This window comes from Methylobacterium sp. D53M, from assembly GCF_053345625.1.
Window position 1 is genome coordinate 213,336 of record NZ_JBKFAL010000001.1, and the last position, 26,298, is coordinate 239,633.

Below are 26,298 nucleotides of genomic sequence, written 5' to 3' on the forward strand. Positions count from 1 at the left end.
GCACGATTCAGGCGGCGAATCGGGCGATCGCCACGGCCGTATCCCCGTAGACGCGCCGCTCCAGTTCCGCGAAGCCGGCCGGCCAGACGACCTGCGCGGCCTCGACCTCTTCGACGACGATGAGAGCCCCGGGCGCCAGCCAGGCTCCCTCGGCGGCGCTTTTCAGGGCGCGCGGCGCGAGATCACGGCCGTAGGGCGGATCGCAGAAGACCAGCGAGAAGGTGCCCGCCGTGGAGGCCGGGCCGAGACGGGTCGCGTCCCGCCGAAACAGGCGCGTCACGCCTTCGGCACCCAGGGCCTCGATGTTCTCGCGGATCACCGCGCGCGCCTCGGCGCCCTCGTCGACGAGGAGGGCGTAGGCGGCGCCCCGCGAGAGCGCCTCGAAGCCGAGGGCACCCGTACCGGCGAACAGGTCGAGGACCCGGGCGCCGGTCACGGCGTCGTCGTAGGCGTGGGCGAGCACGTTGAACAACGATTCCCGCAGGCGGTCCGATGTCGGCCGAATGGCGTCGGTGCGCGGCGTGGCGAGCCTGCGGCCCCGCCACGCGCCGCCGACGATCCTCACCGCGTCCCGCGCGGCGGCCGGCCGCCGCCGGGCTTAGCGCCGCCGCGCGGCGCACCGGGACGAGCACCAGGACGACCGCCCGTGTCCGACCCGCCCGCGGGTCCGTTGCGCCGACCCTGGCCAGCCCCCTTGCCGGCGAAACCGCCGGGCTTGCCACCGGGGCGGCTTCCGCCGGGACGCGCACCCCCGGTCTTTGGGCCACCGAACGCGGGCTTGCCCCCGGCGGCAGCGGGCTTCTGGCCGCGGAAGCCGCCTGGCTTCCGCGACGCGCCCTCCGCCGGCCCGGCGTCGAACGGTCGGTCGCGCCGGCCCCCGGGCTTGCCCCCGCGCTCGTCGAATCGCCGCTCGTCCCGCGGAGCCTCGCTCCGCGCGCTCTCGCGGCGCGGGCGCTCATCGCCGCGGCGCTCATCGCGCCGACCGGCGGGCCGCTCCTGCCGCTCCGGCATCCCCCGGTCGGCGAAGCGGCGCTTCGGCTTGGCGACGGGCTCGGGCTCCGCCGGCGTTGCGGACAGGCGCTCGACGACGACCCGGCGGTCACCGGCCCGGATCGAGCCGACGCGCTCGCGGCCGCGTTCCGCCGCGGCCGCCTGCGCGGCCCGGGGATCCGCGCCGCGCCGGGGAATGCGCGTCCCCCGCGGCTTGGCCGCGTCCTCGTCGCGCCACGCGGAGTTGCGCGGTCCGGGACCGGTGCCTCCGGTCGAGACGCGGGGCGCCGGCGCGGGACGCGCGGCATTGCGCCTAGACGGCGCCGGTTGCGCCGATTGGGCGTCCCGATCCGCCGGGCGGGTGCCGCCGAACGGCGAGATCGGCTCGCGGACCGGACTGTCGAAATCCACGCCGGCCTGCTCTGCGAGGCTCTTGCCGAGCTGATCCTTGAGGACGCGGGTCCGCACCTCCTCGACCAGGCCGACCTCCAGGTCGCCGAGCTGGAACGGCCCGAAGGAGAGCCGGATCAGCCGGTTCACGGACAGTCCGAGATGCTCGAGGATGCGCTTCACCTCGCGATTCTTGCCCTCGCGCAGGCCCAGCGTCAGCCAGACGTTGTCGCCCTGCACGCGGTCGAGGGTCGCCTCGACGGGGCCGTACTCCATCCCGTCGATGGTGACGCCCTTGGACAGCCGGTCGAGCTGCGCCTGATCGGTGTCGCCGTGGGCGCGGACACGGTAGCGGCGCAGCCAGCCCGTGTCGGGATGCGCGATCACCTTGGCGAGCCCGCCGTCATTGGTGAGCAGCAGCAGCCCCTCGGTGTTGATGTCGAGCCGTCCGACCGCCACGACCCGGGGCAGATCCTCCGGGAGCACGTCGAACACCGTCTGGCGGCCCTCCGGGTCCCGGGCGGTCGTCACTACGCCCCGCGGCTTGTGGAAGATCCACAGGCGGCTGCGCTCCCGCGACGGCATCGGCTCGCCGTCGATCAGGATCCGGTCGTTCTCGGTGACATTGCGAGCCGGGGATGTCAGCGTCTCGCCGTTGACGCTGACGCGTCCGGCCAGGATCATCGTCTCGGCGTCGCGCCGCGAGGCGACGCCGGACCGTGCCATCGCCTTCGCGATGCGCTCGCCGGGCGGCGTCTCGATCAGGGCCTCCGAATCCGCGGACGCTTCGGGACCGGGCTCCGGCTGCGGCTCTGGCAGAGGCTCCGCCTGCGGGGCGGGCTGCGGGTTGGCCTTCCGCGCCGTCTTCTTCGCGGCAGATCTGGCAGGCCGCTCGGTGTCGGCATCGGCACGGCCCGCATCGGTGGGCGGTGCCCAGCTCTCGGTGCGCGCTGACTCGGGGGCCGGACGGGCGGTCCCCTCCGGCTTATCGTCGTTCGGCAAGTCGCTCATGCCTGCCGCTTATCAGAGCCGGTTCCGACAGGCGAGACGGGTTGTGCACCGGTGCGGGCCGCCTCAACGCGAAGAGGCGGCCCGTCGGGACCGCCTCGAAGACTTGGATGGCGGGTCGAAGACCCGTGTTCGTCAGAGTCTCGGCGAGCGCCCGCGCATCACGCCGAACACGGCGGAGATCAGGAACAGCGCGATCGCCACGAAGAAGACGATCTTGGCCGCCTCCATCGCCGTGCCGGCGATGCCGCCGAAACCGAGGAGCGCCGCCACGAGAGCGACGACGAGAAACGTGACAGCCCAGCCGATCATGGCATCCTCGCGTTATTCGGGTCGGTTCAGTTCTGGAACCCGCCCGAGGCGGGTTCCGTTCCGGTCGCGCTCGACGATCAGAGCTTGTCGGTGGCGGACTTCACCGCGCTCTTGGCGTCGCCGACGGTGCCCTGGGCCTTGCCCTTGAGTTCCTGGGCGGCACCTTCGGCCTTGAGCTTGTCGTTACCGGTCACGTCGCCGATGCCCTGCTTGGCCTTGCCGACGGCCTCGTTGGCGACGCCCTTGATCTTGTCGGTGGTGCTGCTCATGGCGTTGTCCTCTTGTTCGATCTGCGGCGGCGCCGCACTGGTTCCTGAAACGGTCACGGTCGGCGGAATGTTCCAGGCCTTAACATTGACTTGGGTCAGACCAGCCCGCCGCCCCGAGCCCGTCGCGTCTGTGGGATGAGAACAGCTTGGCTGCCGATCCGATCCATCCGGCGCGGGCGGAAACGTCCGGACCGCTGACCGCGCTCGATCACGCTTTCGCGGCCGCCCGCGCCGCGGCCACTGCCGGGGAGGTCCCGGTCGGCGCCGCGGTGGTCCGGGACGGGGTCATCCTGGCGGTGGCGCATAATCGGCCGCGCGAATTGCACGACCCGACGGCGCACGCGGAGATCCTGGCGATCCGCGCGGCCTGCGCGGCCCTCGGCACCGAGCGCCTCGTCGGCTGCGATCTCTACGTCACCCTGGAGCCGTGCCCGATGTGCGCGGGCGCGATATCCTTCGCGCGCATCCGGCGGCTCTACTACGGCGCGGCCGATCCGAAGGGGGGTGGGGTCGAGCACGGGCCGCGCGTCTTCGATCAGCCGACCTGCCACCACGTGCCGGAGGTCTACGGCGGGTTCCGCGAGCGCGAGGCGGCCGATCTGCTCCGGGCGTTCTTCGCGCAGCGCCGCGACTGACGCGGGGCGGGCGTACAGGTTCCCATCGGCCCTGGGCGGGTCAGCAGAGGAGGAGAGGATGATCCCGACCTATTCCAGAGCCCTGATCGTCGGGGCGGGCTCCGGCCTCAGCGCGTCGCTGGCGCGCCTGTTCGCGGCCGACGGCATGACGATTGGCCTCGCCGCCCGGAACGTCGACAAGCTCGCCGCGCTGGCGGCGGAGACGGGCGCGGCGGTTCATGCCTGCGACGCCAGCCGGCCCGCTGAGGTCGAGGCGCTGTTCGCCCGCCTGGAGCCCGCGCTCGGCGGTCCGCCGGACGTCGTCGTCTACAACGCGAGCGGTCGTCTCCGCGGCCCGGTCGCCGATCTCGACCCGGACGCGGTCGCCCAGGCGCTGATGGTGTCCGCGTACGGTGGTTTCCTCGTGGCGCAGGCCGCGGCGCGCCGCATGCTGCCGCATCGCCACGGCGCGATCCTGCTCACCGGCGCCTCGGCGAGCGTGAAGGGCTTCGCGGGATCGGCCCCGTTCGCGATGGGGAAGTTCGCGCTGCGGGGACTGGGTCAGAGCCTCGCCCGGGAATTGCAGCCCCAGGGGATCCACGTCGCGCACATCGTGATCGACGGCGCCATCCGCAATCCGGCCCGCGGCGGCGAGCCGCCGGAGGCTCCCGACAGCCATCTCGATCCCGACGCCATCGCCAGGGCCTATCGCGACCTCCTGCGCCAGGATCGGAGCGCCTGGACCTCCGAACTGGAACTGCGTCCCTGGACGGAGCGGTTCTGAGGCCGCCTCAGGGATTCACGCGCAGGCCGAGCAGGAAGGTGTTCTCCCGGAAGCTGGACCCGGCGACCGTGCTGTCGAACTTCTGATAGATGTACGTGCCGCGCAGGGTCAGCCAGCGGGTGAAGTGGTAGTCGAGCCGCGCGGTCGCCGAGAACCCGTTCTCGCGGATGCTGCTGCTCTGGTAGTCGTTCCGGAGATACGATCCGCCGAGGACGATCGAGAGGTTGCGCAGCAGGTCGTGCTGCACCTCGAGCGTCGCGACCTCGGTGAGCACGCCGCTGGAGCCCGGGATCGTCGTCTCGGTGACGCCGGTCGCGGCGGTGAGGCGGACGGTCGTGAGCGGGCTCGCCGCCCAGACCAGGGCCGCGTTGAGCAACGGCGCGTTGATGTCGCGCAGGCTCGGATCGACGTAGGTCCGATGCTGGATGCCGGCGGAGATCTCCCCCGTCACCGAGCGCGCGAGGCCGATGCTCGTCCCGAAGGCGACCGCGATGCCGTCCGAGTCGCGCCGGACGCCCGTCGCGTCGAAGCGCCGGTCGTAGACGCGCGTGTCGCCGAGCAGGTCGATGAACGGGCTGAAATCCGGATTGATCTCGTAGGCCGTGCGCAGCTGCAGGCTGTACTGGTTCAGGTTGCGGTCGGACTGATTGACGATCGTCCCGTCCGCCAAACGCGCATTGTCGAACTCGGAGCGGTCGACGGACCCGCGCAGGGTGACCGACAGGCGGTTGAACGTCTCCGTCGCCCCGAGCGAACCGCCGTAGACGGCCAGGAGCGGCCGTGTCGTGGCGGTGGCAGCCTGGAGGTTGGCGCTCGACGTGCGCTGCGTGTCCACCAGGAACCGCCCCTCCGCGTCGATGCGCAGGTCCCGGTTGGCGTCGACGCGCAGCCGGACCACGCCGTCTGCCGCGGGGCGGCTCGCGGCCTCGTTCTGCGGGGTCTCGAGGTACGAGCCCCGGAGCGAGCCCTGCAGCGAGCTGGAGGACCAGTTGCTCCGAAAGTCGACCGTGGCGTCGGTGCGCAGCGCGACCGAGCCCTTGGCGATCTGGCGGGTGGTCTGGTCCGGGTTCGAATCGTAGCCGACGCTCTGGGCGAAGGTGGGCAGGACCGTGAAGGTCCCGACCTGATAGCCGATCGGCGCGTAGGCCGGATCGGTGGGGATCGCGCGCGCCAGGTCGGTGCCGAGGATGAAGCCCGGGGTCAGGAGGCCGAGGGCCGGCGCGATCGACTGGAACGGGAGGATCGGCCGGATCGGCGTCACGACCTGCGGGTTCGGGACCCCGACCACCGCCTGCTGGACCACCGGCGTCAGCCGCAGCGCCGGCGGCGGGATCTGCGTGACGTCCTGAGTGACCTGTCGCGTCGCCGAGCCGATCCGCCGCGGCGGAGCGGCGCGCGTGCGCAGGAGGGTCGACGGCGCGAGATTGGCCGGTGCCATCGAGGATCCGCCGGTGCGCCGTCCCCCTGTGGTGACGCGGGTGCTGAGCTGGGACACACCGGGCTGACCGAGGATCTGCGTCTGCGCGGGGGGCGAGAGCGGCGACCGGAGGCTGTCACCGCCGGTCTGCTCGCCGCCCGCCGCGTCGCCGCCGAGCGCCCCGCGATTCTGGTCGCGGCTCAGGCCGTCCGGGATCGTGCGCTTGAGTGTGGGCAGGCCGTTCGGGCCCGTGTCCTGGCCGATGCCGGGATTGTCGGGCTGGCCGGTAACCGGGCTGGTCGCGTCGAAACGCTGGGCTGCCGCCGGTGCCGCGAGCGTGACGCCGAGCGCCGCGGCGGCGAGCCGCATCCTCCGCCGTTCCCACCGGTCAGCCGCCGTCCGCACCTGATCCCGGTCTCCGCCAAAGTCCCCGGCACCAGAGCGCGGAGATTGCAGGTCACACCACCCCGGAACAGTGCCGGTATGGTTAACGAACCCTAGCGGCGACGTGGTTAATGCCCCGTCAACGGCGGTGGGGCGGAAGGTTTGCGGCCCATCGATCCGATCTCACCTGTCGATCACGAATACGTTTGAGCTATTTCGTGCACTATGCTACAAAGGTGCAGAATTCGGTCGACTCCGAGAGGAATTGATCGGCCTGAATGATTGTAACTCTTGAGGTTTGCCGTGAGTGAGAACGCAGGCAGTGAGCTCAGCCCGGCGATCGGGCTCGCGGTCGATATCGTCGCCGCTTACGTGTCGAACAACTCCGTTCCGGTCTCCGAACTTCCCGGATTGATCGGCGGTATCCACGCGGCGCTGAACAGTTTGACAACTCAAGGTCGCGCCGCGAACTCGAGCGTCGAGAAGCTCAGTCCGTCGCAGATCCGCAAATCAGTCACGAATGATCACATCGTCAGCTTCGAGGACGGAAAGCCGTACAAGACGCTCCGGCGTCACCTGACGCTGCGCGGCCTGACGCCCGAAGCCTACCGGGAGAAGTGGGGCCTGCCCCGGGACTATCCGATGACCGCGGCGAGCTATTCGGCGCAGCGATCGGAGCTGGCACGCGCCCTCGGGCTCGGACAGCAGCGCCGGAAGACCCGCGGAGGGGCCGCGGCCGCCATCGAGGCGCCCCCTGCGCCGACTGCGAAGTCGCGGAGGCGGAAGAAGGTACCGGCTGAGTGAGAGGTCCGAGCGGGGGCTAAGCCGCGTCGTATCCGCGACGCGGCCCTTGCGCGCCGCGCAACTGTGCGCCGCGCCTCCGACGCTATCCATCGGCGACCGCGCTGCGATGCTGCTCTGCACCATCGAGCTCAGCCCGCGCCGAAGGACGTTCCCGTGCCGCCCCTGCCGATCCTCGCCCTCGCCGTCGCCTCGTTCGGGATCGGCACGACCGAATTCGTCATCATGGGCCTGCTCCCGGAGGTGGCGCAGAGCTTCGGCGTCACCATTCCCCAGGCCGGCTACCTCGTCTCGGGCTACGCCATGGGCGTGGTCGTGGGCGCGCCGATCGTGGCGATCGCGACCGCGGGCCTGCCGCGCAAGACCGCGCTGCTGGCGCTGATGGCGGTGTTCCTGGCCGGCAATCTCGGTTGCGCGCTGGCGCCGAGCTACGCCCTGCTCATGGCCGCCCGGATCCTCACGGCCTTCGCGCACGGCGCGTTCTTCGGCATCGGCGCCGTTGTGGCGCGGGATCTCGTGCCGCGGGAGAAGCGCACGCAGGCGGTCTCGCTGATGTTCGCGGGCCTCACCCTCGCCAACGTGCTCGGCGTGCCGCTGGGCACCGCCCTCGGGCAGGAGGCGGGCTGGCGCTCGACCTTCTGGGCGGTGGTCGTGATCGGGCTCGCGGCCGGGCTCGCGATCCAGCTCTGCGTGCCGGACGGGCTTCCCGGGACCCGCGGCCGGCTCGTCAGCGAGTTTCGCGCGCTCGGGCGCTGGCCGGTGCTGCGGCCGATGCTGATCTCGACGCTGTCCTCGGTGAGCTTCTTCACGGTGTTCACCTACATCACGCCGTTCCTGACCGGCGTGACCGGCTTCACGCCGCAGGGCGTGACCGGCGTGCTGTTCGCCGCCGGCACGGGCCTGACCGTCGGCAATCTCCTCGGTGGGCATCTGGCCGACCGGGGCCCGATGGCCACCATCGTCGGCAGCTTCCTGGGCATCGTGGCGGCCCTGCTGGTGCTCGCCGCGGTCGCGCACCATCCGGCGCTCGCGGTGGCGGTCGTGGTGCTCTGGTCGGGCCTGGTCTTCGCCCTGGTCTCGCCCCTCCAGATCTGGGTCGTGGAGGCGGCGAGCGACGCGCCGAACCTTGCCTCCACGCTGAACCAGGGCGCGTTCAACCTCGGCAACGCCACCGGCGCCTGGATCGGGGGCACGGCGCTGACCCTCGGGGCCGGCTACGGCCAGCTCCCGCTGATCGCCGCCGCGGTGTCGCTCGCCGGGCTCGGACTGGTGCTCACCGCGGTCGGCCGCGGACGCCGGAGCGTCATACCGGCATCCGCGCCCGGGACCTGATCGATCAGTCGGCCCGGACGAGGTCGCCGAGCAGGCTCGCCGCCACCGTCGCCTTGGAGACCGTGAGGCCGGAGGCGCTGATCGCGTCCACGGCCTCGCGGATCCGGGCGAGCGAGGTGCCGCGCGCCCGGATCCAGGCCTCCACCGCGTCCGGCCCGGCGCCGAGATCCGCCACGACCTCGGCCGTCAGCTTGCGGTGCGCTGCGGCGATGCCGGCGCCCGCGCGCTCCAATGCCACGCGGTCGAACGTGTCGGCCACCGGGACGGTCCGCGCCGCGGCGGCGAGATCGTCCAGCCGGAAGGCGTGCTCCAGGGCGAAATGCGTGGCCGCGACCTCCTCGACTGGGCGCCCACTGGCCTCGGCGACCCGGACGATGTCGGGGGCGGAGATCAGCGCGCTGAGCGAGGCAAGGCGCCGCGCCTGGGCCGGGGCCATGCCGTGCCCGGTCAGCTTCGCCGCGCGGGCGCCGATCGTCGCCAGCGCCTCGTCGCCGAGCACGTTGGGGAGGGCGGCCTCCACGGCGGCGATGCCGTCCCGGTAGCGGGCGACCACCGGGGCGAGACCGCCGCCCAGGTCGAGGTTGCGGATGAACCACACGATCCGGTTCGTCAGCAGATTGTGCACCTCGGCGTAGAGGTCGAGCTGGCCCTGGCCGGGAATCCGACCGGCGAGGCCGTCGATGGCAAGGTTCAGCTCCATCAGGCCGAAGGCGTCGCGGGTCACCGCGTAGGCCTTGGCAATGGTCGCGGCGTCCGCGCCGGTGCCGTCGACGAGGCGCGTCACCAGCGACGGGCCGCCGCGATTGACGATGATGTTGGCGAGCGCCGTGGCGATGATCTCGCGGCGCAGGCGGTGTCCCTTGACGGCATCGGGGAAGCGTTCGCGCAGTGCCTTCGGGAAGTAGCGCTGCAGCTCCCGGTCGAAGTACGGGTCGTTCGGCACGGCGCTCTCGAGGATCGCGTCGTGCAGCGACAGCTTCGCGTAGGCGAGCAGCACGGCGTATTCCGGGCGGGTCAGCCCCTCGTTCCGCCGCATGCGCTCGGCGAGCGTGCCGTCGTCCGGCAGGAACTCCACCGCCCGGTCGAGCCGGCCCTCCGCCTCCAGTGCCTGCATCGTCCGCATGGCGAAGCCGGTCTCCCCCAGCCCCCCGCGCTGGGCGAGGGACAGGGCGAGCGTCTGCAACTCGTTGTTGCGCAGCACGAGACGCCCGACCTCGTCGGTCATGTCGGCGAGCAGGGTGTTGCGCGCCTCGTAGCTGAGCCTGCCGTCCCGCTCCGGCGTCATCAGCGCGATCTTGATGTTCACCTCGACGTCCGAGGTGTTCACGCCGGCCGAGTTGTCGATCGCGTCGGTGTTGAGGCGGACGCCCGCGCGCGCCGCCTCGATGCGCCCGCGCTGTGTCAGGCCGAGATTGGCGCCCTCGCCGACGACCTTCGCGCGCAGCTCCGGCCCAGTGATGCGCAGGGCGTCGTTGGCGCGGTCGCCGGCATCTTCGTCGGTCTCGGTGGTGGCCCGGACATAGGTGCCGATGCCGCCGAACCAGAGCAGGTCGGCCGGCGCCTTCAGGATCGCCTGCATCAGCTCGGTGGGCGTCGCCTCGGACCGGGCGAAGCCCAGGGCGGACCGGATCGCCTCCGAGAGCGGCACGGTCTTCAGGCTGCGCGGGAACACGCCGCCGCCCTCCGAGATCAGGCTATTGTCGTAATCCGCCCAGGAGGACCGCCCCAGATCGAACAGGCGCCGCCGCTCGGCGAAGCTCGCCGCGGCGTCCGGGTTCGGGTCGAGGAAGATGTCGCGGTGGTCGAAGGCCGCGATCAGGCGGATGCTCTCGGAGAGGAGCATGCCGTTGCCGAAGACGTCGCCCGACATGTCGCCGACGCCGACCGTGGTGATCGGGTCGGTCTGCACGTCCACGTCGATCTCGCGGAAATGCCGGCGCACCGCCTCCCAGGCGCCGCGGGCGGTGATGCCCATGCCCTTGTGGTCGTAGCCCTGACTGCCGCCGGACGCGAAGGCGTCGCCGAGCCAGTGGCCCTTCTCCAGCGAGAGGGCGTTGGCGATGTCCGAGAAGGTGGCGGTGCCCTTGTCGGCGGCGACCACCAGGTAGGCGTCGTCGGGATCGTGCCGCACCGTGTCGGGCGGCGGCACGATGGCGTTGTCGACGATGTTGTCGGTCAGTTCGAGCAGCGTGCGGATGAAGATCCGGTAGCTCTCGGTCCCCTCCTGCATCCAGGCGGCGCGGTCGGAGGCCGGTGGCAGCCGCTTTGGGAAGAAGCCGCCCTTGGCGCCCACCGGCACGATCACGGCGTTCTTCACCTGCTGGGCCTTCACGAGGCCGAGGATCTCGGTGCGGAAATCCTCCGGCCGGTCGGACCAGCGCAGGCCGCCGCGGGCCACGTAGCCGAAGCGGAGGTGCACGCCTTCGACGCGGGGCGAGTAGACGAAGATCTCGAAGAACGGCCGCGGCAGCGGCATCGCCGTCACCTTGGCGCAGGCGAACTTGAAGCTGATCGTCTCTCGCGGCTGCCCGTCGGCGCCGGTCTGGTAGAAATTCGTCCGAACCGCCGCCTCGACGAGGTTGACGAACCGGCGGAGGATCCGGTCGTCGTCGAGGCTCGTGACCTCGGCGAGCGCCATCTCGATCTCGGCGCGTACCTCGGCCTCCTGCGCGGTCCGGTCACCAATGAGCGCCGGGTCGAACCGGGCGCGGAACAGTGCCACGATCGCGCGCGCGATCCCGGCGTGGCGGCTCAGCGTGCCCGCGAGGTAGTCCTGCCCGTAGCGGATACGCAGCTGGCGCAGGTAGCGGCCCAGGGCCCGGAGCAGGGCCGCCTCCCGCCAGGGGAGAGCTGCCTCAAGGACGAGCCGGTTGTACCCGTCGGACTCGGCGATGCCGTCCGCGATGGCGAGCATCGCGGCCTCCAGCGGGCGTTCCAGCGCCGCGAGGTCGATCGGGGCGCCGGTGGCGCGCTCGATCAGCATGTCGTGCAGCCAGACCCGCGCGGCCTCGTCCGTCCCGGACGGCGCGATCTGGTACGTGCGCTCGTTGATGACGCGGAAGCCGAGATTCTCGAGCGCCGGGACCCGGTCGGACAGCGCGATCGCCGTGCCGCGCGAGAACGCCTTCAGGCGGACCTGCGCCGCGGGGTCGCTGGGCCGCCGATCGAGATGGACGGCCCGCGGCTGCGTCTCGCCGAGGCTGTCGAGGATCGTCACGTCGGCGACGGCGACCTCAGGCTGAAAATTGTCCCGATAGGCGGCCGAGAACGCGTCGCCGTAGCGGGCGGCGAGTTGCCGCGCGCGGTCGCCCCCCAGGGATTCGGCCAGCGCCGCCCGCAGCGCGTCGCCCCAGGTCCGGACCAGGGCGACGATCCCGGTCTCCAGGAAGGCGGGATCGTGCTCGGGGCTGCCCTGATCGGGCAGGCCGATGATGTAGTGGATCCGGGCGAGCGAGCCTTCCGGGTAGTCGGGGTAGGACGCGCTGAGCCGCCCGCCGTAGGTCTCGGCGAGGTAGCTGCCGATCCGTCCGCGGATCGCGGTATCGTAGCGGTCCTTCGGGACGTAGACGAGCAGCGACACGAAGCGGCCGAACCGGTCGGGCCGGGACAGCACGCGGACCCGCGGGCGGTCGGCCAGGGCGGCGATGGCCAGGGTAAACCGATAGAGCCGCTCGCCGTCGATCTGGAAGAGTTCGTCCCGCGGATAGCTCTCCAGTACGGCGAGGAGGCTGCGGCCGGCATGGCTCGTCGGGTCGAGGCCGGCGCGCTGGACGACGGCCTCGACCTTCCGGCGTAGGACCGGAACCTCGCGGGCCGGGCTTGTGTAGGCGGAGGCGGTGAACAGGCCGACGATCCGCACCTCGCCCGACAGCTTGCCGAGGCCGGAGAACAGCTTGACGCCGATATAGTCCAGGTAGGCCGAGCGGTGGACCCGGGATTTCACGCTGGCCTTGGTGATGATCAGCGGCTGCGGCTCTTCCAGGAAGGCGAGGATCTCCGGCGTGTAGTCCACCGGCGTCCGGCCGCGGCGCAGGGGCGTCGCGCCGGGATCGCGGAGCACGCCGAGGCTCGACCCCTCGACCAGCGGGTGGGCGTCGCCGGCGATGCCGTGCTCCTGCATGCCGAGGATGAGGAACTGGCCGTCGGTCAGCCATTCGAGGAAGGCGCGCGCCTCCTCGGTCTCCGGTCCCGGCATCGGGGTCGGCCCGCGCCCGAGATCGGCGGCGAGGTCGGTGAGGCGCGCCAGCATGGCGTCGTGGTCGTCGCTCGCCAGGGCGACATCCCGGTAGACGGTCGCGAGGGCGTTCAGGAGCCGCTTGCCTGTCTCGGCCGCCACGGGGTCGAGGTGGATGTGGATGAAGCTCTCGCGCGCGAGACTGCCCTGCGCGTCCGCGGTCGTCTCCCCGACCACCCGGATGAGCCCGCCCGCGCCGTCCCGCTCCACCCCGAGGATCGGGTGCGCCACGAGCTGCGGGGCGAGGCCATGCTCGGTCAGTTCGGCCAGGGTCGAGTCCAGCAGGAACGGACGGTTGTCGTTGATCACCTCCAGAACCGTCGTCTCGCGCGCACGGCCGTCGCGCACCAGCTGGCTGTCGCCCAGGCGCAGCCGCGCCGGGTCGCCCGGCCTCCGCGGCTCGGACAGGAAGGCGCGGGCGCGGGCGGCGAGATCCGCCAGGACGGAGGCGTCGTAGGGAGCGAGATCCTCCGGAGTCACGCGGCCGAACAGGTCGCGGACGAAGCCGCCGGGTCCGCCCTGCTCGGTGACGATGTCGGCAGCCGCCTCAATCAGCCCGGTGCGGGCCGTCTTCTGCTCCGAGGAGGACAACGCCGTCGCGGTCTCGAGTGTCATCGCGCTTCTCCCGAACCGGGTCACTCGCCCAAGCGATAGCAGCGTGACCGGCCGTGTCGATGACAGCGCCCGCCCGTTTCCGGGCCAACGGGTGTCGATCGCTGCGAACCGTCAGCTTCGCCTTGCCGAACGCCCGATGCGTGCATATACACCCATACCATGAGCGCCCCGTCACCCGAGCCGTGCACCTGCTCCGCCCTGCGCCGCGCCACGCGGGCGCTGACGGCGATCTACGACGCCGCCTTGAAGCCGACCGGGCTCCGCGTGACCCAGTTCGCGATCCTGCGGCTGCTGGACCGGCTCGGACCGGTCCCGGTCTCCCGCCTCGCCGCCGAGGCGGCGCTGGAGCGCACCACGATGGGCCGCAACCTCGACCCGCTCAAGCGCCGCGGCTTCGTCTCGGTCACGCCCGGCGCGTCGGATCCGCGCGAGCGCCGCGTGTCCCTGACCGCGTCGGGCCGCGAGGCCCTCGCGGCCGCGACGCCCTACTGGCGCGAGGCGCAGAGCCGTATCAACGCCCGGGTCGATCCCGCGACCGTCTCCGCCCTGGCGGAGTCCCTGATCTCCGCCGCCTGACCGATCCGCCCCGCTTCCGGAGCCCGTCCATGACCGCCCTGACAGAGACGCGCCCCGGGTCGCGCCTGCACTACGCCTGGATCGTCGTCGCGGTGACCTTCCTGGTACTGCTCGTCGGGGCCGGTGTCCGCGCCACGCCGAGCGTGTTGATCGTCCCCTGGGAGCGGGAATTCGGCTGGACCGCGGCCACGATCGGCGTCGGCATCGCGCTCAACATCTTCCTGTACGGGATGATCGGCCCCTTCGCGGTGGCGATCATCGAGCGGTTCGGCCTGCGGCGCTCGGTCTGCGGCGCACTCCTGATCCTGGCGATCGGCACCGCCGCCACGAGCCTGATGACCGCACCCTGGCAGATGGTCCTGCTCTGGGGCCTCGTCGTCGGATCCGGGTCCGGCATGGTGGCCAACGTGCTCGGCGCCACCGTGGCCGGGCGCTGGTTCGCCAAGCGCCGGGGTCTCGTGCTCGGCCTGCTGACCGCGAGCAGCGCCACGGGTCAGCTGGTCTTCCTGCCGATGCTGGCCTCGATCGCGGTGGGGCAGGGCTGGCGCTCCGTCTCGCTGGTGGTCGCCGCCGCGACCCTGGCGCTGATCCCGCTGGCCGCCCTGTTCCTGCGCGACCGGCCGGCGGATCTCGGCCTGCCCCGCTATGGCGAGGACGCGGTGACGCCGACGCCGGTGCTGACCGAGAACCCGGCCATGCGGGCGCTCCGCGGCCTGCGCATCGGCCTGCGCTCCCGGGATTTCTGGCTGCTCGCCGGCACGTTCTTCATCTGCGGCGCCTCGACCAACGGACTGATCGGCACCCACCTGATCCCGGCCTGCATCGATCACGGCATCGCCGAGGTCACGGCCGCCGGCCTGCTGGCGCTCATGGGGATCTGCGACCTGATCGGCACTACGGCGTCGGGTTGGCTCACCGACCGGTTCGACTCGCGCAAGCTCCTGGCCTGGTACTACGGCCTGCGCGGACTCTCGCTGATCTTCCTGCCCTATTCCTTCGACTACAGCTTCTACGGCCTGTCGCTGTTCGCGGTCTTCTACGGGCTCGACTGGATCGCCACCGTGCCGCCCACCGTTCAGCTCGCGGGCAAATCGTTCGGGGAGGAGAACGCCGCGCTGATGTTCGGGTGGATCGCGGCCGCGCACCAGATCGGCGCGGCGTCCGCGGCGTGGCTCGCCGGCATGGTCCGGACCGAGAGCGGCACCTATCTCGGCGCCTTCGTGGCGGCCGGCCTGCTCTGCCTCGTCGCCGCCCTGATGGCCGCCTTCGTGGGCCGCAAGCCCGACGCGCCGGCCCTGCGCCCGCTGCCGGCCTGAACTGCGCGGCGCGGGCAGGGTTGTCACAACTGTGCCGTGAAGGACGAGCCCTGATCGGCCCGTTCCCGCGCACCCCGAGAGCCCGCCGTGACCATCGCGATTCGGCCCGTGCCGCCGGTCCAGGACGTCCGCGCCCCGCGGCCCTGGTCCGGGCCGGGCTTCGCCGAGTTCGTCGCCATCATCGCCCTGATGATGGCGGTGACGGCGATCTCCATCGACAACCTGCTGCCCGCCTTCCCGGCCATCGAGGCGCGGTTCGCGGTGGCCGATCCCAACCGGCTGCAGCTCCTCGTCTACGTCTACATGATCGGCTTCGGCTTCGCGCAGATCGTCTACGGGCCGGTCTCCGACGCCCTCGGGCGACGGCCGGTGCTGCTGGCAAGCCTCGCCGTCTACGTGATCGGCTGCTTCCTCGCCATGGTGGCGCCGAGCTTCGGCTGGCTGCTCGCCGCCCGGATCATCCAGGGCATCGGCGCCGCCGGCGGGCGGGTGCTGTCGGTGGCGATCGTGCGCGACCGGTTCGCCGGCCGCGAGATGGCGAGCGTCATGTCGCTCACTATGATGGTGTTCCTGATCGTCCCGATGATCGCGCCGGCGATCGGCGGCATGATGCTGGCGCTGGGCTCCTGGGTCTACGTCTTCGTCTCGATGCTGGTCCTCGCCTTCTGGCTGACGATCTGGTTCTCCCTGCGGATGCCCGAGACGCTGCACCCGGAATATCGCCGGCCGCTCTCGCCGGCCGCGACCTGGGAGGCGATCCGCCTGACGCTGAAGACCCGCGTCGCCGTCGGTTACGCCACCGCGCTCGGGCTGATGACCGGCTGCATCATGGGCTACGTCGGCTCGGCCCAGCAGGTCTTCGATACCGGCCTGTACCACCTCGGCCCGCTCTTCCCGCTGGCCTTCGGGCTCGTGGCCGGCGCCATGGGCGCCGCGACGCTGATCAACGCCCGCGTGGTCCGGCGGCTCGGGATGCGGGCGATGTCGCACAGCGGCGTCATCGCCTTCACGCTCGTCGGCCTCGCGCAGGTCGGCGTCGGGCTGGCCTATCACGGCCACCCGCCGCTGGCCGTGTTCCTGTCGATCCTCGCGGTGAACCAGTTCTTGATCAGCTTCGCGATGCCGAACTTCAACGCCCTCGCGCTGGAGCCCCTCGGCGCCATCGCCGGCACGGCCTCGTCGTTCCTGGGCTTCTACACCACGATCCTGGGCGCTTTCTGCGGCTTCCTGATCGGCCAGTCCTTCGACGGCACGGTGCTCCCCGTGGCGATCGGCTACGCAAGTCTCGGCGCCCTGGCGCTCCTCGTCGTCGCCTGGACCGAGCGTGGCCGGCTGTTCCGCGGCGGCGTTGGGGGTTGAGGCGGCGTCCTTAACGGGGTCTTCAGCGGAAAGTTGCAAAACTGCCGTCCTGATCCACCCGACCGGACACGCCGATGCTCGCCCGCGCCCAGGACGCAACCTTCCTCGTCGCGCGCCTGCTGCTGGCCGCCGCGCTCCTGCCGACCGGGATTGCCCGGGCGCTCAACGTGTCGGGGTTCGCGCTGACGCTCGCGGGGGCCGGGATGCCGTTTCCCAACGGCGTCGCCACCGCCGCCGTTGTGGTGCAGGTGTTCGGACCGCTCGCCCTGATCCTCGGCGTCCTGCCGGGGCTCACCGGGCTGGCGCTCGCGCTCTTCGCCGCCGTGACGGCCTTCGTGCTCCACCCGTTCTGGTACTATGTGGGACCCGCCGCGGTCGCCGAGCGCACGCTGATGCTGGCCGATCTCGGCCTCGCCGGCGGGTTCCTCATGTACGCCCTGAACGGTCCGGGCGCGCTCAGCTGGCAGGGCTGGCGCGCGGGAACCCGCGCCGCGGCGCCGAGCGCGAAGGCCGCCCCCGCGAAGGCTTCCGGCAAGGGCAGCGCGCCGCGGAACGCCGGCAAACGCGCTGCCGGCCGGCCGCCGGCCCGCGCCGCGGCCTGATCAGCCGTGCCGCGGCCTCATCTCGGTCGTCGGGGCGGGCGGCGCGGCAGCCATCTTCCGCCCGGAGATCTCCGCGCCGGCATCCGGCGACAGGTTGCGGAAGGCCAGTGCCGAGGCCGCCGAGATCACAGCGACGGCGAAGAAGGCCGGCCCGAAATCCGAGGCCTGGATCTCCGTTCGGCCGTGGAACCCGGCATTCCCCTCGAGCGCCAGCGCGCCCAGCGTGACGCCGAGGCTGAGCGACAGCTGCTGGCAGACGCTGGCGAAGCTCGTGGCCGCGCTCATCTCCTTCGATTCGAGGTCGGCGTACGCGATGGCGTTGACGCAGGTGAACTGGATCGATCGCGAGCAGCCGCCGACGAACAGCAGGATCACCATGATCCAGTGGGGCGTCTGCGCGGTGTAGAATCCGTTAACCGCCAGGAAGGCCGAGGCCAGCAGCGCGTTCCAGACCATCAGGGCGCGGAAGCCGGTGCGGCGCAAGATCCGCGGACCCAGAGTCTTCACGAACATCGCCCCGGCCGCCGCCGCGAAGGTGATCAGGCCCGACTGCAGGGCGTCGAGCCCGAAGCCGACCTGCAGCATCAGCGGCAGCAGAAACGGGATCGCCCCGGTGCCGATCCGGAACAGGCTGCCGCCGAGCACCGCGACCCGGAAGGTCGGCCGCCGCATCAGGTCGAGGCGGACGATCGGGTAGGGCACCCGCCGGGCATGTGCCCGGTAGAGCGGCAGGAGCACCGCGCCCGCGGCGAGGCAGCCCCAGGAGATTTCCGCCGGCAGCAGGTGGCGGCCGAGGGAGGCGAGGCCGAGCATCAGGGCGGCGAGGCCGGTCCCGAGCAGCGCGAAGCCGAGCAGGTCGAGGGGCGGCCGCTCCGGCTCCCGCACGTCCTCGAAGTACAGGCTCGCCAGCACGATCCCGGCGCAGCCGATCGGCAGGTTGATGAAGAAGATCCAGCGCCAGTCGAACCACGTGGTGATCAGGCCGCCGACCGGCGGCCCGAGTACCGGGCCGACCAGCGCCGGGAAGGTCAGGTAGGCGAGGGCCGTCACGAGCTGCGATTTCGGCACGCTGCGGAGCACCACGAGGCGCCCGACCGGCACCATCATGGCGCCCCCCATGCCCTGGAGGAACCGCGCGGCGACGAACCACGCGAGCCCGTTCGCGGCCGCGCAGGCGAGCGAGCCGGCCATGAACACCACGAGAGCCGCGCGGAACACCGTCCGCGACCCGTACCGGTCGGCCATCCAGCCGCTCACCGGGATGAAGATCGCGAGGCTGACCAGGTAGGAGGTCAGCGCCAGCTTGAGGGCGATCGGGTCCTCTTGGAGACTCGCGGCGATGCTCGGGAGCGCCGTGGCGATCACCGTGGAATCGGTGTTCTCCATGAACAGCGCGGTGGCGACCGTCAGGGGGACGATCCAGAGCGGTCTTTGGGTGGTCGCGGGCATCATACAGCAGACGCATGTCGCGCCGCCGCGGTTGCACGGCAGCGCGGCCACCTCGCACCCTCGTGTTTCGCGAATGTATCCATCGTGCAACAGAGGTTGAGCCGCGGCGCGAAGCCACCTTTTTTGCGGGTGCGCCAATGGCTAAGTTTCCATCACGCGTCCGTGAGGCCGCTCCAGCCGGCCCGGGGCCGGCGCGCGAGGATTTCGATGCAGCCCAGCCCCAGCAAGGTCCGCTCCGTGGCGCGGATCGCCGCCGGCGTCGCCCTTCTCTCGATGGTCGCCGCCTGCGGCACTGTCCTGCTCAACGATCGCGGCTCGCTGACCCGCTACGACCGGCTGAAGTCCAGCGATCAGGTCGCCTCGGCCTCGCGGATCTACGTCGACCGGCCGGCCCTGGCGAAGGCCCGCACCGTCCGCATCATCCCGACGGCGTTCCACGCCGACGTGTCCGGTGCCGCCCCGCTGACGGCCGCCGAGCGGCGGCTCATCGCCAACGCCGCCGACCGGGCGTTGTGCTACGACCTGTCGCTGAAGTACGACATCGTCACCAGCCGCGACGCCGACCTGACCGTGCGGGCGCAGGTCACCCGCGTCGATCCGACGGACCTTCTCGGTGCCGGCGCAACCATCGCGGGCTCGGCGGGCGTGACGGTCGCCTCGCAGCTCGGCCTGAGCTTCGCCGAGGGTGTCGGGCGCGTGCCGATCCCGCGCGTGCCGATCGGGCTCGGGAGCCTGACGGTCGAGGCCGAGGCTCTGGACCGGCGCCGCGAGCAGCGGGCCGCCATGGTCTGGGGCGGAGCGGCCAACTCCTTCACCAGCCAGCCGCGCTTCTCGCGCGCCAGCGACGCCTACGACCTCGCAGGCGAGTTCGGCCAGGATTTCGGCTACATGCTGGCGACCGGCGACGACCCGTTCACCGCGCCTAACACGATCCCGACCTGGGACCGGATCCGCATCACCACCCTGGGCGAGGCGCCCCTCGACCCGGACTGCGAGGCCTTCGGCCGCGCGCCGGGCATCGACGGCATGCTCGGCGACTATATCGGCCTGCCGCCCGAATACACCGACAAGGGCCCGGCCGCGCCGGCGATGCGCTGAGGCGCCCGCGCCGACTCCGCGTCTGACCGCGGACGTCCGTTCATGGCACTGACGCGCCCGTCGAGCGGGCGTGGATAAGCCTCGAGCCATGCGCGTTTTCGCGCTGCGACGCATCAACCGCGCATTGGCGCCTTCGCGGAGCCCGTGATACTGGCACTTGCCAACCCGATCCCGCAGCGCGGCCTCCACGCGCGCTGCCGTCCGAGGAAAGTTGGCACATGGCCCGAGTAGAAACCGCATCGATCATCGAGGGACTCACCTTCGACGACGTGCTCCTGCGGCCCGCCGCCTCCTCGGTGATGCCAACCGAGGTCAGCGTCGCCTCGCGGCTGACCCGCACGATTCCGCTGAACCTGCCGATCCTCGCCTCGGCGATGGACACGGTCACCGAAGCGCCGATGGCCATCGCCATGGCGGCCAACGGCGGCATGGGCGTCATCCACCGCAACCTCGAGCCGCCGGAGCAGGCCGAGCAGGTCCGCCTCGTCAAGAAGTACGAGTCCGGCATGGTGATGAACCCCATCACCATCCACCCCGACGAGACGCTCGCCGACGCCTTCGAGGTGATGAAGCTCAACCGGATCTCCGGCATCCCGGTGGTCGAGCGCGGTCCCAACGGCTCGCGGGGCAAGCTCGTCGGCATCCTGACCAACCGCGACGTCCGCTTCGCGACGAACTCCAACCAGCCGGTCGCCGAGCTGATGACCCGCGACCGCCTGATCACGGTCCGCGAGGGCGTGACCCAGGACGAGGCCAAGCGGCTGCTCCACCAATTCCGGATCGAGAAGCTGCTGGTCGTCGACGACCATTACCGCTGCATCGGCCTGATCACCGTCAAGGACATCGAGAAGCGCGTCGCCTACCCGAACGCCGTCAAGGACGAGCAGGGTCGGCTGCGCGTCGCCGCCGCCACGACGACGGGCGACAGCGGCTTCGAGCGGGCCGAGCGCCTGATCGACGCCGGCTGCGACGTGATCGTGGTCGACACCGCCCACGGCCACTCGATCAAGGTGCTCGATGCCGTCGCCCGCGTGAAGCAGCTCTCGAACGCCGTTCAGGTCATCGCCGGCAACGTCGCGACGCGGGACGGCGCCAGGGCGCTGATCGATGCCGGCGCCGACGCCATCAAGGTCGGCATCGGCCCGGGCTCGATCTGCACGACCCGCATCGTGGCGGGCGTGGGCGTGCCGCAGCTCACCGCGCTGATGGAGGCGGTCGAGGCGGCCGGCGAGGCCGACGTCCCGGTCATCGCCGACGGCGGCATCAAGTATTCCGGCGACCTCGCCAAGGCGATCGCGGCCGGCGCCTCCGTGGCGATGCTCGGCTCGCTGCTCGCCGGCACCGACGAGGCGCCCGGCGAGGTGTTCCTTTACCAGGGCCGCTCCTACAAGTCGTACCGCGGCATGGGCTCGGTGGGCGCCATGGCCCGCGGCTCGGCCGACCGCTACTTTCAGGCCGAGGTGAACGACACCCACAAGCTCGTGCCGGAGGGCATCGAGGGGCAGGTCCCCTACAAGGGCCCGGTCGGCAACGTCCTGCACCAGCTCGCCGGCGGCCTGCGCGCCGCCATGGGCTACGTCGGCGGCGCCACGATCCCCGAGTTCCAGGAGCGGGCACAGTTCATCCGCATCACCAATGCCGGCCTGCGCGAGAGCCACGTCCACGACGTGACGATCACCCGCGAGAGCCCGAACTACCCGTCGCGGACCTGAGGGCCCGATGCGCACGCTGATCGTCGGGGCCGGCGCGACCGGCGGCTATTACGGGGCGCGCCTCGCCGAGGCGGGCGCCGACGTCACCTTCCTGGTCCGGCCGGCCCGGGCGGCGAAGCTGGCGGCGGACGGCCTCAACGTCCGCTCGCCGCTCGGCGACCTGCACCTGCCCGCTCCGCCCACCGTCACGGCCGATAAGCTGGCCGGGGCCGGGCGGTTCGACCTGATCCTGCTGTCGTGCAAGGCCTACGACCTCGACAGCGCCGTCGCGGACCTCGCGCCGGCCGTGGGCCCCGACACCGCGATCCTGCCCGTGCTCAACGGCATGTCGCATCTCGACGTGCTCGACGCCCGGTTCGGTACGGACCGCGTTCTCGGCGGTTCGTGCGCGATCGCCGCGACGCTCGCGCCGGACGGCGCAATCCGCCACATGAGCGAGCTGTGCAGCATCACCTACGGCGAGCGGGACGGGTCGCGCTCGGCGCGGATCGAGGCGGTCGACGCGCTGATGCGCGGCCTCAAGTTCCAGCCGCGCCTGAGCGACGTGATCCTGCAGGAGATGTGGGAGAAGTGGGTGTTCCTGGCGACGCTCGCCGGGGCGACCACGCTGATGCGCGCCGCGGTCGGCGACATCGTGGCGGCACCCGAGGGCGCCGCGCTGATCGCGGCGCTGCACGCGGAGTGCACGACCGTTGCCGCGGCCAGCGGCTTCGAGCCGCGGGCCGTGGTGGCGGAGCGGGCGCGGGCGCAGCTGACGGCGGCCGGGTCCACCTTCACGGCCTCGATGCTGCGCGACATCGAGAACCGGGGTCGCATCGAGGCGGACCACGTGATCGGCGACCTGATCGCCCGCGGCCAGCGGCTGGCGCCGGAGGTGCCGTTCCCGCTCCTGGCCGCGGTCTATACCGGCCTCAAGGCCTACGAGGCCCGCCGGGCGCGGGAGGCGGCCTGAGCCGCGCCCCGCGCGGACGCTTCAGTAGCGGCCGGGCGGCGGCGGGGGCGGGTTGCCGTATTCGAGCTGCGTCTTGGCATCGACCCGCGGACGCGGCACCGGCGTCAGCTCCGGCTGGGCGGCGGGCGCGCTCGCGCAGGCGGCGAGTGAGGCGGTGACCAGGGCCGCGAGGGCGACGCGAACGGTGGACGTCATGGGCTGGGGTACTCCCGGGATGCGCCCGGCGACGGACCGGTCTGGTCCGGGGCGGGCGGATGCCATACGACACGCGGCGGCCCGCACGGCGGACCGACCGCAGCACGGTCTGCGCCGCGAAGGTGCAGGAAGCTCGGCCGTAACGTGGCGGCATCGTGGGCCAAGCGTGGCCGTTTCACGTCGTCATTGACGCACTCCGAAGGATCCGAACTCTGACCCCCGCCGCTCGCTGCTCCGCCGCCATCGAAGTCCTCACCGATATCGCCGAGCGGCGTCGGCCGGCCGCCGACGCCCTGAAGGACTGGGGTCTCGCCCACCGCTTCGCCGGCTCGGGCGACCGCGCGGGCATCGCCAGCCTCGTGTACGACGCCCTGCGGCGGCGGGCGTCGGCGGCCTGGATCATGGGCGCGGATACGCCGCGCGCCGTCCTGATCGGCACGCTGCGCCTCCAGCAGGGGCTCGCGGCGGGTTCGGTCGCGACCCTGTTCACCGGCGAGCGCTTCGCGCCGGCTCCCCTCAGCGACGACGAGCGCGCGCGCCTCGACGGCGGGACGCTGCAGGACGCGCCGCCGGAGGTGGCGGGCGACGCGCCGGCCTTCGTGCTCCCGGACCTCGCGGCCACGCTCGGCGACGACCTCGTCCCGGAGCTGAAGGCGCTGGCGCGGCGCGCGCCCCTCGATATCCGCGTCAACGCCCTGCGCGGCGACCGCGACGCGATCCTGCCGGCGCTCGCGGCCTACGACGCCGCGCCGACACCGCACGCGCCGGCGGGCCTGCGCGTCCCGATCGGCGCCGACGGGCGCGGTCCGGCGCTCCACGTCGAGGCCGAGTTCCTGGAGGGCTGGTACGAGATCCAGGACGAGGGCTCGCAGCTCGCCGCGCTCCTCGCCGCGCCGCGCGCCGGCGAGACCATCGTCGACCTCTGTGCGGGCGGCGGCGGCAAGACCCTGGCCCTCGCGGCGGAGACCGGCAACGGCGCCCGCCTGATCGCCACCGACGGCGATCCGCGCCGGCTCGCGCCGATCCACGAGCGCCTGCGCCGGTCCGGTGCGCTGGCCGAGGTGCGAACCCCGCGCAGCGGCAAGGCGCGCGCCGACGTCCTGGAGGATCTCGACGGCAAGGTCGACCGGGTCGTGGTCGACGCGCCCTGCACCGGGTCCGGCACGTGGCGCCGGAATCCGGATGCCAAATGGCGGCTGCGGCCAGGAAGCCTCGCGCTGCGAACCGCCGAGCAGGCCCAGGTGCTCGATCGGGCGGCGCGGCTCGTCAGGCCCGGCGGCCGGATCGTCTACATCACCTGCTCGCTGCTCTCGGCGGAGAACGACGCCGCCGTCGCCGGCCTCCTGTCAGGCTGGCGCGGCCGCTTCGACGTCGTTCCCGCGGACGAGGTGCTGGCAACGGGGCCGGATTCGCTCCGGTCAGCCGTGCGGAAGACGGCCCACGGAATCCAGATGAGCCCGCTGCGGACCGGGACCGACGGCTTCTACGTCGCCGTCATCGCGCGAAAGAGCTGAGGCGCGCCGCCGCGACGGAACCCGCCTCGCGTCCTTGGGCGTTGCCCCCGCGCTCCCGCGGGAGCTGGGCTCGCCGGGGGGCGGTCCCGCGCGCGGCCTCACCCGGGAGATGCCTTTGCGCCTCGACCGCCGTCTCCTGCTCGCCGGTCTCGGAAGCGTCCTCGGGCTGCGCAACGCCCGGGCGGAAGGCCCGGCGGAGACGGCACCGAAGCCCGCGCCGCACGAGTCGATCCGGGCTCTGCCGCGCTCGCTGCCCGGCGCGGATCTGCAGGTGATCGAGCTGTGGCCCGGCGCGCCGCCGGGCGGGGGCGACGGGCCGAACCCGGACGGCTATCGCTACGTCGAGGGGACGTTCGGCGACGTCACCCGGGTCGCGCGGCCCTGTCTGCTGGTCATGCGTCCGGCCAACCCGAACGGCGCCGCGATGATCGTCGCGGCGGGCGGCGGCTACGAATTCATCGCCCTCGGCAACGAGGGCGTCCCGGTCGGCCGCGTCCTGAACGCCGCCGGCATCACGGTCTTCCTCCTCGTCTACCGCCTGCCCGCGGAGGGCTGGGGCTCGGGGCCGGACGCGCCGCGGCAGGACGCGCAGCGCGCCCTCCGGCTGGTCCGGGCGCGCGGCGCCGAGTTCGGCATCGATCCCGCGCGGGTCGGCGTCCTCGGCTTCTCGGCGGGCGGCCACCTGATGGGCGAGACCGCCGTCGGGAGCGCCCGGGACCTGTACGCGGGCGTCGACACCGCCGACGCTCAGCCGATCCGGCCGGCGCTGGCCGGTCTGATCTACCCCGTCATCACCATGCGCAAGCCGTTCGACCGGACCGCGACCCGCCGCATCCTGGTCGGCGACGAGGTCACCCCCGACGAGATGAAGACCTACTCGGTGGATCTACAGGTCGGGCCGGAGACGCCGCCGACCTTCCTGGTCCAGGCGATCGACGACCCCGTCGCCGTGGCCGACCACCCGCTGCTGATGTTCTCCGCGCTGCGCAAGGCGCGGGTGCCGGCCGAGCTGCACCTGTTCGAGCGCGGCGGCCACGGCTTCGGCCTCGGCGCGCCCGGGACACCGGTGGCGGCGTGGCCCGGCCTCTTCCTGGCCTGGATACGCCTGCACGGTTTCCTGCGCGCCTGACCGCTCACTCGCCCCGCGTCTGCAGGCGATGCAGCTTGGCGACCTTCGGCCGGCTGGTCCGGAACTGGCCGCGCTCCACCGCGACGAAGACCACGATCGCGATGGCGACTGTCGTGAGCCACCAGACGGCAGTCAGCCCGACGCTCAGGCAGGCCACCGTGAAGGCGGCGGCGAAGCAGCCCATCGCGCCGGGAACGAGGGCCGGGCCGTCCCGGCCGGCCCGCCGGATCGAGGCGTAGAGGGCGAAGGCGGCGGCGAGGGCGCCGACGATGCCGAGCTCGTACCAGAACTCGAAGAGCGCCGTGGTCGGTGCGTTGGCTGGCAGGAGGCCGACCAGGCGTCCGCGCAGGGCCGTCTCGAAGCCGTGCCCGGTGATCAGCCGCACCGGATCGGAGGTCACGACCTTCTGCCAGCTCTTCAGCGACAGCACCGCGGGTGCGACCGGCCCGAAGAGAGCGGCGCCAACCGGCCGCGCCAGGAAGGGGAGCAACGGCGCCGCCGCCAGCAGGGCGGCCGAGACGAGAGCGGTGAGCGTCACTCCGAGCCGCGGCCGGTAGCTCGTCACCGCGAAGGCGACGGCGCCGACCGACAGGGCGGCGATCTGCGTCCCGTCAGGCTGGACCGTGAGCGCCAGGGCGACGAGCAGCGCGAGTCCCAGCGCCTCCCGGTCGCGGCGGCGGGACCGCAGCCACGCGAGGGCCGGCCAGAGCAGCAGGATGAGCAGGACGAGCCCGCGATCGAGGGCCCCGTCATCCTCGACGCCGGGCGGCGCGATGTGGGCGCCGAACAGCCCGAGCATGATCGCCACGATCGCGCCTGCCACGACACCGAGCGGCAGGAGGTAGAGGTTGGCCGAGCGCATCCTGTCGGGGAGGGCGAGGTAGCCCAGGAGGGCGAGTCCGATGGTTGCGCCGAGATTGGCCAGCCGCTCCAGCGCCGGCCCGAGGAAGGGAGTCCAGGTCAGCGACAGCGCCGACCACAGCACGACCAGCATGCCTGCCAGGAAGGCCGGAGCCGTCAGGAGGCGATAGGTCGCCGGTCGGACCGGGCGCTGACGCCGGTCGATGACGCTGGCGATGATCAGGAGGATCACGGCGATCGGCGCGAGGATCACCGAGGCGCGGCGGGCGACCTGCGCGAGGACGGGGAGAACCACGAAGAGGCCGAAGAAGCCGATACGCCGCAGCAGCGCGGCGGCGTCGAGCGCCGGATCGATGGTGGTGGAGTTCGACGCGCGCGGCATCTT

The 26,298-nt window shown here is 72.2% G+C and carries 22 protein-coding genes; 13 read left to right on the plus strand and 9 right to left on the minus strand.

What is annotated here, in order from left to right; genetic code table 11:
* Window positions 1–7 precede the first annotated feature (7 nt).
* The 4 genes from rsmD to ACLBYG_RS01020 form a co-directional block, all read right to left on the minus strand.
* The gene (rsmD, locus tag ACLBYG_RS01005; RefSeq protein WP_091678045.1) at window positions 8–565 is read right to left on the minus strand and encodes a 16S rRNA (guanine(966)-N(2))-methyltransferase RsmD; all 558 of its coding nucleotides are present in this window, start codon (window positions 563–565) and stop codon (window positions 8–10) included.
* The gene (locus ACLBYG_RS01010) at window positions 562–2,391 is read right to left on the minus strand and encodes a pseudouridine synthase (RefSeq protein WP_447680314.1); all 1,830 of its coding nucleotides are present in this window, start codon (window positions 2,389–2,391) and stop codon (window positions 562–564) included. Before ACLBYG_RS01010 ends, rsmD begins: the two co-directional genes overlap by 4 nt.
* A 132-nt stretch (window positions 2,392–2,523) precedes the next feature.
* The gene (locus ACLBYG_RS01015; RefSeq protein WP_012317097.1) at window positions 2,524–2,700 is read right to left on the minus strand and encodes a DUF1328 domain-containing protein; all 177 of its coding nucleotides are present in this window, start codon (window positions 2,698–2,700) and stop codon (window positions 2,524–2,526) included.
* 77 nt (window positions 2,701–2,777) lie between these two features.
* Entirely contained in the window at window positions 2,778–2,969 is a 192-nt protein-coding gene (locus tag ACLBYG_RS01020; protein WP_020091448.1) for a CsbD family protein, read from the minus strand.
* A 146-nt stretch (window positions 2,970–3,115) separates the two neighbouring features.
* Here ACLBYG_RS01020 and ACLBYG_RS01025 point away from each other — a divergent pair, with 146 nt between their 5' ends.
* A complete protein-coding gene (locus ACLBYG_RS01025; protein WP_447680315.1) occupies window positions 3,116–3,604 on the plus strand; it encodes a nucleoside deaminase in 489 nt (162 codons plus the stop codon).
* A 58-nt stretch (window positions 3,605–3,662) separates the two neighbouring features.
* A complete protein-coding gene (locus ACLBYG_RS01030) occupies window positions 3,663–4,367 on the plus strand; it encodes an SDR family oxidoreductase (protein WP_447680316.1) in 705 nt (234 codons plus the stop codon).
* Window positions 4,368–4,374: 7 nt separating this feature from the next.
* Here the strand turns inward: ACLBYG_RS01030 and ACLBYG_RS01035 are convergent, their stop codons facing one another.
* A complete protein-coding gene (locus ACLBYG_RS01035; protein WP_447680317.1) occupies window positions 4,375–6,153 on the minus strand; it encodes an outer membrane beta-barrel protein in 1,779 nt (592 codons plus the stop codon).
* 318 nt (window positions 6,154–6,471) lie between these two features.
* Here ACLBYG_RS01035 and ACLBYG_RS01040 point away from each other — a divergent pair, with 318 nt between their 5' ends.
* Window positions 6,472–6,972, plus strand: coding sequence for a MucR family transcriptional regulator (locus ACLBYG_RS01040; RefSeq protein ID WP_091924377.1), 501 nt, complete (start codon window positions 6,472–6,474; stop codon window positions 6,970–6,972).
* 153 nt (window positions 6,973–7,125) lie between these two features.
* Window positions 7,126–8,301, plus strand: coding sequence for an MFS transporter (locus ACLBYG_RS01045; RefSeq protein ID WP_447680318.1), 1,176 nt, complete (start codon window positions 7,126–7,128; stop codon window positions 8,299–8,301).
* A 4-nt stretch (window positions 8,302–8,305) separates the two neighbouring features.
* Here ACLBYG_RS01045 and ACLBYG_RS01050 read toward each other — a convergent pair whose 3' ends face one another.
* On the minus strand, window positions 8,306–13,150 hold the full coding sequence (locus tag ACLBYG_RS01050) for an NAD-glutamate dehydrogenase (RefSeq protein ID WP_447680319.1): 4,845 nt from the start codon (window positions 13,148–13,150) through the stop codon (window positions 8,306–8,308).
* Between the two features lie 159 nt (window positions 13,151–13,309).
* Between ACLBYG_RS01050 and ACLBYG_RS01055 the strand changes: the two genes are divergently transcribed.
* The 4 genes from ACLBYG_RS01055 (at window position 13,310) to ACLBYG_RS01070 (ending at window position 17,003) form a co-directional block, all read left to right on the plus strand.
* Window positions 13,310–13,726 (plus strand): MarR family winged helix-turn-helix transcriptional regulator, encoded by a 417-nt coding sequence (locus ACLBYG_RS01055; RefSeq protein ID WP_091678033.1) that lies wholly within the window; start codon window positions 13,310–13,312, stop codon window positions 13,724–13,726.
* Window positions 13,727–13,755: 29 nt separating this feature from the next.
* Window positions 13,756–15,042 (plus strand): MFS transporter, encoded by a 1,287-nt coding sequence (locus tag ACLBYG_RS01060; RefSeq protein WP_447680320.1) that lies wholly within the window; start codon window positions 13,756–13,758, stop codon window positions 15,040–15,042.
* 192 nt (window positions 15,043–15,234) lie between these two features.
* Window positions 15,235–16,401 (plus strand): multidrug effflux MFS transporter, encoded by a 1,167-nt coding sequence (locus ACLBYG_RS01065; RefSeq protein WP_042672169.1) that lies wholly within the window; start codon window positions 15,235–15,237, stop codon window positions 16,399–16,401.
* Window positions 16,402–16,475: 74 nt separating this feature from the next.
* Entirely contained in the window at window positions 16,476–17,003 is a 528-nt protein-coding gene (locus ACLBYG_RS01070) for a DoxX family protein (protein ID WP_447680321.1), read from the plus strand.
* Here the strand turns inward: ACLBYG_RS01070 and ACLBYG_RS01075 are convergent, their stop codons facing one another.
* Window positions 17,004–18,452 carry an MFS transporter gene (locus tag ACLBYG_RS01075; RefSeq protein WP_447680673.1) on the minus strand — a complete coding sequence of 483 codons (1,449 nt, stop codon included), beginning with the start codon at window positions 18,450–18,452 and terminating at the stop codon, window positions 17,004–17,006.
* A gap of 207 nt (window positions 18,453–18,659) precedes the next feature.
* On the opposite strand from ACLBYG_RS01075, the gene ACLBYG_RS01080 reads away from it, so the two are divergent.
* The 3 genes from ACLBYG_RS01080 to panE all read left to right on the plus strand — a co-directional run bounded on the left by ACLBYG_RS01080 (window position 18,660) and on the right by panE (window position 22,214).
* Window positions 18,660–19,550 carry a DUF3313 domain-containing protein gene (locus tag ACLBYG_RS01080; protein ID WP_447680322.1) on the plus strand — a complete coding sequence of 297 codons (891 nt, stop codon included), beginning with the start codon at window positions 18,660–18,662 and terminating at the stop codon, window positions 19,548–19,550.
* A 218-nt stretch (window positions 19,551–19,768) separates the two neighbouring features.
* Entirely contained in the window at window positions 19,769–21,262 is a 1,494-nt protein-coding gene (gene guaB / locus ACLBYG_RS01085) for an IMP dehydrogenase (protein ID WP_091924395.1), read from the plus strand.
* 7 nt (window positions 21,263–21,269) lie between these two features.
* On the plus strand, window positions 21,270–22,214 hold the full coding sequence (gene panE / locus ACLBYG_RS01090) for a 2-dehydropantoate 2-reductase (RefSeq protein ID WP_447680323.1): 945 nt from the start codon (window positions 21,270–21,272) through the stop codon (window positions 22,212–22,214).
* 21 nt (window positions 22,215–22,235) lie between these two features.
* On the opposite strand, the gene ACLBYG_RS01095 is transcribed toward panE, so the two are convergent.
* Complete coding sequence (locus tag ACLBYG_RS01095; RefSeq protein WP_165923052.1) at window positions 22,236–22,409, minus strand: hypothetical protein; 174 nt, start codon at window positions 22,407–22,409, stop codon at window positions 22,236–22,238.
* 155 nt (window positions 22,410–22,564) lie between these two features.
* Between ACLBYG_RS01095 and ACLBYG_RS01100 the strand changes: the two genes are divergently transcribed.
* Together ACLBYG_RS01100 and ACLBYG_RS01105 are read left to right on the plus strand one after the other, a co-directional pair.
* A complete protein-coding gene (locus ACLBYG_RS01100; protein ID WP_447680324.1) occupies window positions 22,565–23,923 on the plus strand; it encodes an RsmB/NOP family class I SAM-dependent RNA methyltransferase in 1,359 nt (452 codons plus the stop codon).
* A 115-nt stretch (window positions 23,924–24,038) separates the two neighbouring features.
* Complete coding sequence (locus tag ACLBYG_RS01105) at window positions 24,039–25,052, plus strand: alpha/beta hydrolase (protein ID WP_447680325.1); 1,014 nt, start codon at window positions 24,039–24,041, stop codon at window positions 25,050–25,052.
* A gap of 4 nt (window positions 25,053–25,056) precedes the next feature.
* On the opposite strand, the gene ACLBYG_RS01110 is transcribed toward ACLBYG_RS01105, so the two are convergent.
* Entirely contained in the window at window positions 25,057–26,295 is a 1,239-nt protein-coding gene (locus ACLBYG_RS01110) for a peptide ABC transporter permease (RefSeq protein WP_447680326.1), read from the minus strand.
* Window positions 26,296–26,298 lie beyond the last annotated feature (3 nt).